We start from the raw sequence: 10,334 nt of genomic DNA on the forward strand, positions 1-10,334 counted from the left end.
TCGCTCGCGGACCCAGCTGCCGCTATTGCTGGAGAAGCCGATCGCTTTGGCGCTTAAGCGGCAAAATAACGTCGCTCCGGTCCGCAACTCCCTCGGAATGGCCGATTTTTCGCAATATAACGGCATTCCGGTCCGCTTCGTAAAGGGAGCGGTTGTACGCTATATTGTATAGTAGACAAATGTACCATAAACGAGGTGAACCCGATGACGATCAAGCCCGTATCCCTCTCTTTTTTCCGGAAGCCGACGCTCGAACTGGCCCGATCGCTGCTCGGGATGCTGCTCGTCAAGGAAACGGAGCTCGGCATCGCCTCCGGTTGGATTGTGGAGACCGAAGCGTACGTCGGACCGGGAGACCGGGCCGCGCATAGCTATGGAGGACGAAGGACGCCGCGAACGGAAGTGATGTTCGGCCCGCCGGGGTATGCGTATACGTATGTCATGCATACCCACTGCCTGTTCAACGTGGTGAGCGGCGAGCCCGGCTGTCCCGAAGCCGTATTGATCAGAGCCGTGGAGCCCGTGGTGGGAGAGGCGCTGATGCTCGAGCGGCGTGGTCCGTTAAAGAAAATCCATCACCTGACCAACGGACCGGGCAAGCTGACGAAGGCGCTGGGCATCGGCATCGGGGATTACGGACTTCCGCTGGACAAGCCGCCGCTGTATATCGCGGAGGGAAGGGCCGTGTCGTCCGTATCCGCCGGACCGCGTATCGGCATCGACAACAGCGGCGAGGCGAGAGATTACCCGTGGCGGTTTTGGGAGACGGGCAACCCGTTCGTGTCGCGGAAGGGTTAGTAGTAGAAAAATAATGCGATAATTGTACTGGTTGCGGAGATATTTATTGCCATTTGATCCATTGTGGGCTATATGTATTTTATTGATGCAATAGGATGCAGATCAATGCTTGCGAAATCGAGAGGAGCTACGGATTGGATCAAGTTAAATCTGTAACAGCCAGAGAGCTTATGGAGTTGCTATTGAATGTCTCTGTTGTACGTCCCGTTTTTATTCATGGAGCCCCCGGCATCGGCAAATCCTCATTGGTAGAAAAGTTCGCGGAGCAACTGGGCCTTCCATGCGTTTCCCTGCTCGGCAGCCAGTTGGCGCCAGAGGATCTGCTCGGCGTGCCGCAGATCGTTAACGGCAAAAGCCAGTTTTGTCCGCCGGAGATGATCGCCCGCGAAGAGCCGTACTGTCTATTTCTCGACGAGCTTAACGCTTCCAGTCAGGAAGTGCAAAAGGCGTTCTACAGCCTGATCAACGAAAGGAGAATCGGCAGCTATACGATGCCGAAAGGCTCCATCATTATCGGAGCGGGCAATCGGGCGCAGGACAGCGCGATCGTAAAACCGATGTCTTCCGCACTCATCAACCGCATGTTCCACGTTCAATTAAAAGCTTCTTCCCGCGATTGGCTCGAATGGGCTTACGACGCCGGCATTCATCCTCTAGTCATCGAGTACGTTCAGATTCGGCCCGATCACCTGTGGAGCCAGCCTCCTAAAACGGAGCAGCCCTTTTCGACGCCGCGTTCCTGGCACATTTTGAGCGACGCCTTGCACGAGTACGGCGACAATCTCTCCGTTGAGATTATCGATATTTTGGCATGCGGCACGCTATCTCCCGAACACGCCATGAACTTTAAGGCTTATTTCAAAAATACCAAAAGCAAGTACGAGCTTAACAAGATCTTGGCCGGCGAAGCGTCGTTCCCGTCTAATCCGGAGGATCGGGATTTGCTTTACTTCCTTGCTCAATCGTTCCGGGCCCAGGTCGTTAAAGAGCTTCCGCAAAATAAAGATGCCGTTCGGGAATCGAACCGCCAGTTCGCCCATCGCGTTAAGGGATTAATCAAAGAGCTAAGCGAAATTTCGATGGAAATCGCTCAAATGGTCGTGGCCAAAAATGACGATGACGATAAGCTGCCCGATTGGCTGATGGTCGAGATCGTGCGCGACTTGCCGCGGCTGGCGGAGCGCAAGAAAAATTAAGAGGTGTCTATGAGCAAATCGCCGGCAAGCCAAAATCCGTGGGATTTAACTTTTCGCGAAGCCGTCGGAGAAATGTTGACGCATCCGCTGTTTTCTCCGATCGCGCAGCATGCGCATTTTAACCGTGACAAAAACAATTCTTGTCCGGAGCATGGTTACTGCGTGGTGGATGCTAGAGGCGTGCTTTATGCTCATCCGAAGCGCCACTTATCCAAAGAAGAGTGGGTATTTGTGCTCGCGCACTGCCTGCTTCATTTGGGGTTCGGACACGCGTCCAAGCCGGACAACGTGGACGAACGCTTATGGCAAGCAGCATCCGACGCAGTCGTAAACAAATTTCTGGCGGACCTCAAGCTTGGCAGGGCGCCTCATGATATCGAAACGCAGCTTCCGTTCATGTTTCGCGATGAGTATCATTTGCTCGAAATATTTCAGAGTCGAGGAATCCCGGATTCCTTGTCCTATTTTGGGACCGGGGGCGTGAACGCTCCCGATATTTTATTGAACCAAAACAAAAAATTCCGGTACCATCACCGCGAGATTCAGTGGGCCGAACTGCTCGCGCGCGGCATAGCCAACGCCGTCACGGCTGCGGTGAATGTATCGGCGGGTTATGCCGATTCGTTGTATAAAACGAACACCAGCCAGAAGACAAAAGCGCAAAAGGCAAAAGAGTGGTTCGTTAATCACTATCCGCTATTGGGCGCGCTGGCCAGCGGTTTTAAGATCATAGAAGACGTTGCGGTCTGCCAACAGTTTCAAATCCAGGTCGCCGCCATAGACGTGATCGATCAGGAGATCTATATGAATCCGACCGCAGGTCTGGATGAAGCGGAAACGATTTTTGTGATGGCCCACGAGCTTCTGCATGCGGCGTTGCGACATCATCAACGTTGTGCGGGGCGCGATCATGAATTGTGGAACGTGGCTTGCGATTACGTGATCAACGGCTGGCTGGTCGAAATGAATGTCGGCGCGCTTCCACGTATCGGCGTCTTGTACGATCCCAAGTTGAAAAATCTTTCGGCCGAAACCATCTATGACCGACTGACCAACAATATTCGCACCAACCGTAAGCTCGCCACGCTTCGCGGCAGCGGACTGACCGATATGCTGGACAAAGGCTACCATGGCTTCTGGGACCACCGCGAGGGCCAGGATCTGGATGACTTTTGCAAAAGAGCGATCATGCAGGGGCTCGAATACCATCAAGAAATCGGGCGGGGATTGTTGCCGGCGGGACTTGTACAAGAAATCCGGGCGCTGGGGCATCCGCCCGTCCCGTGGGACGTGGAACTGGCCCAGTGGTTCGACGAGCACTTTCCGAGCGTCGAAAAATACAGAACGTATTCGCGGCTATCGCGCCGTCAATCTTCAACGCCTGACATCCCAAGGCCGGCGTACAAAAATCTGTACGATGCGGCAAGAACGTTTGCGGTCGTAATCGACACGTCCGGCTCGATGGGGCTTCAACTGCTGGGTCAGGCGTTGGGGTGTATCGCCAATTATTCGCTCAACCGGGACGTTCCGTTTGTTCGCGTCGTGTTTTGCGACGCAGCGGCTTACGACGCCGGTTATATCTCAAGTGAAGAAATCGCCGGTAAGGTCAAAATCAAAGGCCGCGGAGGCACCGTTTTGCAACCGGCTATCGATCTGATCGAAAATTCGAGAGATTTTCCGGAAACCGGGCCGATCTTAGTCATTACTGACGGCGAATGCGACAGACTGACGATCAGACGCGACCATGCTTTTATTATTCCCAAAGGCAAAAGCCTGCCTTTCCCGCCCAGAGGCCCCGTTTTTCGAATAAAATAAAAGACATGCAACTGAGAACGCCCACTAAATGAAAACGATTGCAAATGCATTCCGGAGCCTGCTAAAATAAAAATATTCGAAGCCGCACGGAATGGAGCAGCGATCCTGTTCCCAACCTTCGCGGCTTTTTCATTTCCAGCGCGACGGGCGGAGGTTGACGATCATGGGCAAAACGAAGCATTCGGGACGAACGAAGCTGCCGGGACGTCCGGATCCCAAGCTGTGGGTGAGCAAGGTGCCGTTCGGCCTCGGCAGGCAGAAGCCGCATCATATCCGCGACACGATGAAGGTCGTCTGGGACAACCGCGACAATTTGCCGTACGCGTACAGAATATTGACGCAAGGCGTCTGCGACGGATGCGCGCTCGGCGTGTCCGGCCTTTACGACCAGACGCTGACGGGACCGCATTTATGCACGACTAGGCTGAATGTGCTGCGGCTGAACACGATGGGGCCGATCAAGCCGAATGTATTGCATGCCGATATTGGTGAGCTCAGGCGGATGGACAGCGCGCAGCTGCGTAAATTGGGGCGCATCCCATACCCGCTCCTGCGCGAAAAGGGCGACTCGGCCTTCAGGAGCATGACATGGGAGGAGGCGCTGGACCGCATCGCGAGCCGTATCCGCGGCGTGGATCCGAAGCAGCTGGCGTTCTACCTGACCGGGCGCGGCATTACGAACGAATCGTATTACGCAGCGGCCAAGGCCGCCCGCCTGATCGGCACGAACAACATCGACAATGCGTCCCGTATCTGCCACTCGCCTTCGAAGACGGCGATGAAGCGGTCGCTCGGCATCGGTGCTTCGAGCTGCAGCTACAGGGATTGGATCGGCACGGACGTGCTCGTGTTCTGGGGGAGCGTAGCCTCGAACAACCAGCCCGTGTCCACCAAGTACATGTACGCCGCCAAGCGCAAGGGCACGAAGATCATCGTCATCAATCCTTACCGGGAGCCGGCAATGGAGGGCTACTGGGTGCCTTCGATCCCCGAGTCCGCGCTGTTCGGCACGAAGCTGGCCGACGACTTTTACCAGGTGAACATCGGCGGAGACATCGCGTTTATGAACGGCGTCATCAAGCATTGGTTCGAGATGGAGGAAGACCGGCCCGGCTCGGCGATCGACCATGCGTTCGTGCAGGCGCATGCGAGCGGCTACGAAGCGCTGAAGGCGCATGTGCGCGAGCAGGAATGGGAGGCGCTCGAACGGTCTTCGGGCTTGTCGCGCGAGCGGATGGCCGAATTCGCAAACTTGCTGGCCGGCGCGCGCAGCGGCGTATTCGTCTGGAGCATGGGGCTCACCCAGCACCGTTTCGGCACGGACAATATCTCGCAGGTCGCCAATCTCGCGCTGCTCCGCGGCTTTATTGGCAGGGAGCATTGCGGCGTCATGCCGATCCGCGGGCATAGCGGGGTACAGGGCTCCGGCGAAATGGGGGCGGATCCGTTCAGCCTGCCCGGCGGGGACTTCCAAGAGGAGCACGTCCGCCGAATCGAAGCACTGTGGGGATTCGAGCTGCCGCGCTGGCAGGGCGACATCGTCGGCGTGTCGATCGAGAACGCGATGCTACCGAATGATCACGAGCGCAAGCTGAAGGTGTTTTACACGTCCGGCGGCAACTTCCTCGAGACGATGCCGGACCCCGACTTCATCCGGCGATGCCTGGAAAACGTCGACATACGCGTTCATCAGGACATCGTCCTCAATACTTCTACGCTTGTCGACGCCAAAGAAGAGGTGTGGGTGCTCCCCGCCATGACCCGATACGAGCAGCCGGGCGGCGGCACGTCCACTTCGACGGAACGAATGGTGTATTTCTCGCCGGAGATCGAAGGCCCGCGCATCGCGGAAGCCCGGCCCGAGTGGCGGATCTATGCCGATCTGGCAGCCCGCGTCAGGCCGGAGCGCCGCGATGCCGTCGCCTTCGACGACGCGGCTGCCGTCCGTGAAGAGATCGCGAAGGCCGCGCCGAACTACGACGGCATCCAGCAGCTGCGAGGGCGCGGCGACGTCTTTCAATGGGGCGGCGCCTGGTTGTGCGAAGGGGGCGAGTTCCCGACGCCGGACGGCAAAGGCAGGCTTCTGCCGATCGAGCTGCCGGAGCTTCGCAAGCCCGAAGGCCGGTATTACGCGACGACGCGCCGCGGCAAGCAGTTCAATTCGATGGTGTACGGCGAGCTCGATCCGTTTAACGGCGCAGGACGGTACGACGTGCTGATGAACGCGGCGGACGCGGAAGGGCTCGGCATTCGGGAGGGAGAAGCCGTCGTCGTCTACAACCGGCACGGCGTTTTCCACGGTAGGCTCAAGACGGCGGCGATGGCCACGGGCAACCTAGAGCTGTATTGGCCGGAAGGCAACATGCTGTTTCCCAAAGGCGTCTATGAGCCCCATGCCGGCATCCCCGAATATAATGCGGGGGTCGTCGTTGAGAAGGCGGAGACGTACCATGCCTTGAAGGATACGCGGTACGCGGAAAAGCGAATCGAGGAACTGGACCTCGACACGCCGGAATAAGCGTAAGGGGGGGGACGGGGATGGAAAGACCTTCGATCGTAAAATGGACCGCGACGAAAATGAAAGGCGGGCTCGTCTCCGAGCGGGAGGAGGACGTGGCGGCCGAATATCCCCTGACATTGATCGTGGACGGGGAAGAGTTCGCAACCTTGGTCTGCTCGCCAAGCGACCTGACGGATCTGGTCTTCGGTTTTCTCGGCTCCGAGGGCGTCATTCGCGTCCGCGAGGATATCAAGACACTCACGCTCGACGTACAAGGCGGCTTTGCCCGCGTCGAGCTCGTCCGTCCGCTGTCCACCGCCAAGGACTTTTATTCGAAGCGTTTGATCGGCTCCTGCTGCGGCAAAAGCCGGCAGTTTTATTTTCAGAACGATGCCCGAACGGCTAAAACGCTGACCGGCGGACTGCGGATTCCGGCCGGGCGCTGCTTCGAATGGATGTCCCGGCTGCAGGCGGCTTCGGCCGATTTCGCGGCGACAGGCGGTGTGCACAACGCTGCCTTGCTCGACGAATCGGGAGCGGCGGAGACGAGGTCGGACATCGGTCGGCACAACGCGCCCGACAAGCTGTTCGGTCACTGCATCCGCCATCGTTTATCCGCGAGAGACCGGGTCATCGTGTTCAGCGGCCGCCTGTCCTCGGAGGTCGTCCTGAAGGCCGCCAAGATCGGCTGCCCGATCCTGCTCTCCAAGTCGGCGCCGACGGATCTTGCCCTCCGGCTGGCGGATGACCTCGGCATCACCTGCGTCGGCTTCATCCGCGCGGATTCGCTGAACGTTTATACGCATCATCACCGGATCGTCATGGACTAAGGGGCGCGATCATTCACATCAGCCCTTGCTCCTTCAGCCACTGCTCCGCCACGGCGCGCGGCTCCTTGTGCTCCAAGTCCACCTTTCCATTGAGCGCGGACATCGTTTTGTCGTCGATTTTGCCGGCCAGTAGGTTCAGCGTCTCTTCCAGTTCGGGATGCGCCTTCAGCGTGTCGCCGCGAATGACGACGGCTGCATAGTACGGCGGAAAAAACTGCTTGTCGTCCTTGAGCGCCTTCAGCTTAAACGCCTGGATGCGTCCGTCCGTCGAGAAGGCGTCGTTGACGTCGGTCGTGCCTTCCTTAACCGCGCCGTACGTCAGGCCGGGATCAAGTCCGGTCACTTTTTTGAAGTGCATGCCGTAAGCGGCCTGCAGCCCCTTGAAGCCATCCTCCCGCTCCAGGAATTCGTGGGTCGCGCCAAGCGTCAGCCCGGTCGAACGCGCGGCCAGCTGAGACATCGTGTCGATGCCGAGGCGCTGGGCGACGTCGGCGCGCATGGACAGCGTGTACGTATTGTTAAAACCGAGCGGCGGCAGCCAGGTGACGCCGAATCGCGTCTCGTAAGCCGCCTTCACTTTGTCGTAGGTAGCCTGGGGATCGCCGCCCACCGGAGCTTCGCCCAGCACCGACGACCAGCCCGTCCCCGTATATTCCGGGTACAGATCGATGCTGCCGCTCGTCAGCGCGCTGTGCGTCACTTGAGAGCCGCCGAGAAACGGCTTGCGTACGACTTTTAAATCGGTTTTCGCTTCGATCAGCGAAGACAGCATATGGACGAGAATATCCTGCTCGGTGAAGTTTTTGCCGCCCACGGTGATCGTCTTGCCGCCTCCGCCCCCGCCGAAGCCGAGCCCGCCGCGCCCAAGCAGGCTTGTCGCGATTGCCGCGACGAGCAGGATGCCGAGCGCGATCTCGACGACTCGGACGAAGCGATTCGTCCGTTTACGGCCGACCGGTCTTAAGCCGGGCGGCGTGACCGCCCGCTCCATCCGTTCCAGCAAAAAGTCGAGCAGGAGCGCGAGCAGCGCCGCGGGAATCGTGCCCGCCAGGATCAGCTCCGTATTGACCGTCGAGATGCCGCGGAAAATGAGATCCCCAAGGCCGCCGGCTCCGACCAGCGAGGCCAGCGTGGCGACGCCGATCACCATGACCGTCGCGGTGCGGATCCCCGCCATGATGACGTTCAGCGCCAGCGGCAGCTCGATGCGCCACATCACCTGCATGCTCGTCATGCCCATACCGATGCCGGCTTCCTTGATCGGCTTTTCCACGTTCATGATGCCTGTATACGTATTGCGCAGGATCGGGAGCAGCGCATATACCGTCAGCGCGATGATGGCCGGCACCCGGCCGATGCCGACGAGCGGGATCATGAAGCCGAGCAGGGCGAGGCTCGGTATCGTCTGAAACAGCGAGGTCAGCCCGATGACGGGGGAAGCGAGCCGCCGGAAGCGCGTTAAAGCGAGTCCCGCAGGAACCGAGATCGCGATCGCGATGAACAGCGCGATAAACGAGATTTGCAGATGCTCGAGCGTGCTGCGAACGATGTCGTCGCGCCGGTTGATGAATACGTCCCAAAGATTCATGGCGGCCTCCGTTCAGATCTGCTTCAGCAGGGCGTCGATCAGGCTGGAATTGGTCACGAGGCCTGCGATCTGGCCGTTGGGGTGGACGACGGGCAAGTAGCTCATGCCGTGCTGCTTCATGACGTCCACCGCATCCCCGACGCTCGAGCCGACGACGACATGCGGAATGTCGGTACGCATGATTTCCTGCAGCGTCAGATCCTCGTTCCGGTAGTTTTCCTCGAGCGCTTCTCTCGATACGACGCCCTGGAGCACGCGATTTTTATCCAGGACGAGCAGGCCGTTGACGCGGTGCTGCTTCATTAGTTTCGCGCCGTGCGCAAGGCCCCGGGATTGGTTCACCGTCACAGGATTCCACAGCATGACGTCCTCCACCGACAGATGCTCGGAGGCTTCGTTGAGCCTGCCTTCGCCGATGAAGCTGCGCACGAAGTCGTTTTTGGGGCGCCGCAAAATGCGTTCGGGCGTATCGGCCTGAACGATCTCGCCGCCCTTCATCAGAACGATGCGATCCGCGATCTTGAGCGCCTCGTCCATGTCGTGGGAGACGAAGACGATCGTCTTCTTCACCGTCTCCTGCAGCCGGATGAGCTCGTCCTGGAGCTGCTCGCGGCTGATCGGGTCAAGCGCGCTGAACGGCTCGTCCATCAGGATGATCGAAGGCTCCGCCGCCATCGCGCGAATGACGCCTATCCGCTGCTGTTGGCCACCGCTCAGTTCGGCCGGGTACCGGTCGCGGTATTGGTCCGGGTCGAGGCCGACCATGTCCATCAGCTCGTCGATCCGGCGCTCGTACGCCTTTTTGTCCATGCGCTTGAGCCGAGGCACGATCGCGACGTTGTCTTTGATCGTCATATGCGGGAACAGCCCGATATGCTGGATGACATAACCGATCTCCCGCCGGAGCCGGACGGGATTAATGTTGGAGATGTCTTTGCCGTCGATGGAGATGCGGCCGCTCGTCGGTTCCACGAGCCGGTTGATCATCTTCATCGTCGTGGATTTGCCGCATCCGCTCGGGCCGATCAGCGTGACGAGCTCGCCCTCCGCGATCTCGAGATTGATGCCCTTCAAGGCGCTGGTGCCGTCCGGATACTTCTTGGTGACGCCGTCAAATTGGATCAAGCGCGTTCGCTCCCCGCCGTTTGCCCGTCCAAGCGAGCGATAGTGCAGGTAGTATGTCCATTTTTTGCACAATTAGCCGGAACGTGCGGATGTGAGGTAAGTAGCTGTACGAGTAGAGGCGGATGGTGGGAAATGGGCTATAGCGGCACGGTGAGGGAGGCGAGGGTGTGTGTGAGTGGATGCCATGAGTCGGCATAGCGCAATTTTGAAAGCTATAGTGGCGCGATGAAGGAGGCGAAGGTGTGTAGACGCGACGAGGGTGCCATGAGTCGACATAGCGCAATTTTGGGCTATGCGGCGCGATGAGGGAGGCGAATGTGTGCGAGAGCGGGTGCCATGTATCGGCATAGCGCAATTTTGCGCTAAAGCGACGCGATGAGGGAGGCTAAGGTGTGCGAGAGTGGATGCCATGAGTCGACATAGCGCAATTTTGGGCTATGCGGCGCGATGAGGGAGGCGAATGTGTGCGAGAGCGGGTGCCA

The 10,334-nt window shown here is 58.7% G+C and carries 7 protein-coding genes; 5 read left to right on the forward strand and 2 right to left on the reverse strand.

What is annotated here, in order from left to right; genetic code table 11:
• Nucleotides 1-204: 204 nt before the first annotated feature.
• From KVT38_RS19140 to fdhD, 5 genes are all read left to right on the forward strand, one after another.
• On the forward strand, nt 205-798 hold the full coding sequence (locus KVT38_RS19140; protein WP_217595346.1) for a DNA-3-methyladenine glycosylase: 594 nt from the start codon (nt 205-207) through the stop codon (nt 796-798).
• Between the two features lie 170 nt (nt 799-968).
• Entirely contained in the window at nt 969-1,994 is a 1,026-nt protein-coding gene (locus KVT38_RS19145; protein ID WP_256454878.1) for an AAA family ATPase, read from the forward strand.
• 9 nt (nt 1,995-2,003) lie between these two features.
• Nucleotides 2,004-3,809 (forward strand): DUF2201 family putative metallopeptidase, encoded by a 1,806-nt coding sequence (locus KVT38_RS19150; protein WP_217595348.1) that lies wholly within the window; start codon nt 2,004-2,006, stop codon nt 3,807-3,809.
• 163 nt (nt 3,810-3,972) lie between these two features.
• Entirely contained in the window at nt 3,973-6,327 is a 2,355-nt protein-coding gene (locus tag KVT38_RS19155) for an FdhF/YdeP family oxidoreductase (protein ID WP_217595349.1), read from the forward strand.
• Nucleotides 6,328-6,347: 20 nt separating this feature from the next.
• Nucleotides 6,348-7,139: a formate dehydrogenase accessory sulfurtransferase FdhD gene (fdhD, locus tag KVT38_RS19160; protein WP_217595350.1), complete on the forward strand. Its 792-nt coding sequence runs from the start codon at nt 6,348-6,350 to the stop codon at nt 7,137-7,139.
• A 13-nt stretch (nt 7,140-7,152) separates the two neighbouring features.
• Here the strand turns inward: fdhD and KVT38_RS19165 are convergent, their stop codons facing one another.
• Nucleotides 7,153-8,727, reverse strand: coding sequence for a glycine betaine ABC transporter substrate-binding protein (locus KVT38_RS19165; protein ID WP_217595351.1), 1,575 nt, complete (start codon nt 8,725-8,727; stop codon nt 7,153-7,155).
• A gap of 12 nt (nt 8,728-8,739) precedes the next feature.
• Complete coding sequence (locus tag KVT38_RS19170) at nt 8,740-9,852, reverse strand: ABC transporter ATP-binding protein (RefSeq protein WP_217595352.1); 1,113 nt, start codon at nt 9,850-9,852, stop codon at nt 8,740-8,742.
• Nucleotides 9,853-10,334: the final 482 nt, after the last annotated feature.

It is taken from the genome of Cohnella sp. GbtcB17, assembly GCF_019091135.1.
Lineage (GTDB): Bacteria > Bacillota > Bacilli > Paenibacillales > Paenibacillaceae > Cohnella.

What these genes read in the sequence shown, in the direction of transcription:
- KVT38_RS19140 (WP_217595346.1), top strand. Translation starts at nt 205, where the DNA reads ATGACGATCAAGCCCGTATCCCTCTCTTTTTTCCGGAAGCCGACGCTC.
- KVT38_RS19145 (WP_256454878.1), top strand. Translation starts at nt 969, where the DNA reads ATGGAGTTGCTATTGAATGTCTCTGTTGTACGTCCCGTTTTTATTCAT.
- KVT38_RS19150 (WP_217595348.1), top strand. Translation starts at nt 2,004, where the DNA reads ATGAGCAAATCGCCGGCAAGCCAAAATCCGTGGGATTTAACTTTTCGC.
- KVT38_RS19155 (WP_217595349.1), top strand. Translation starts at nt 3,973, where the DNA reads ATGGGCAAAACGAAGCATTCGGGACGAACGAAGCTGCCGGGACGTCCG.
- fdhD (WP_217595350.1), top strand. Translation starts at nt 6,348, where the DNA reads ATGGAAAGACCTTCGATCGTAAAATGGACCGCGACGAAAATGAAAGGC.
- KVT38_RS19165 (WP_217595351.1), bottom strand. Translation starts at nt 8,727, where the DNA reads ATGAATCTTTGGGACGTATTCATCAACCGGCGCGACGACATCGTTCGC.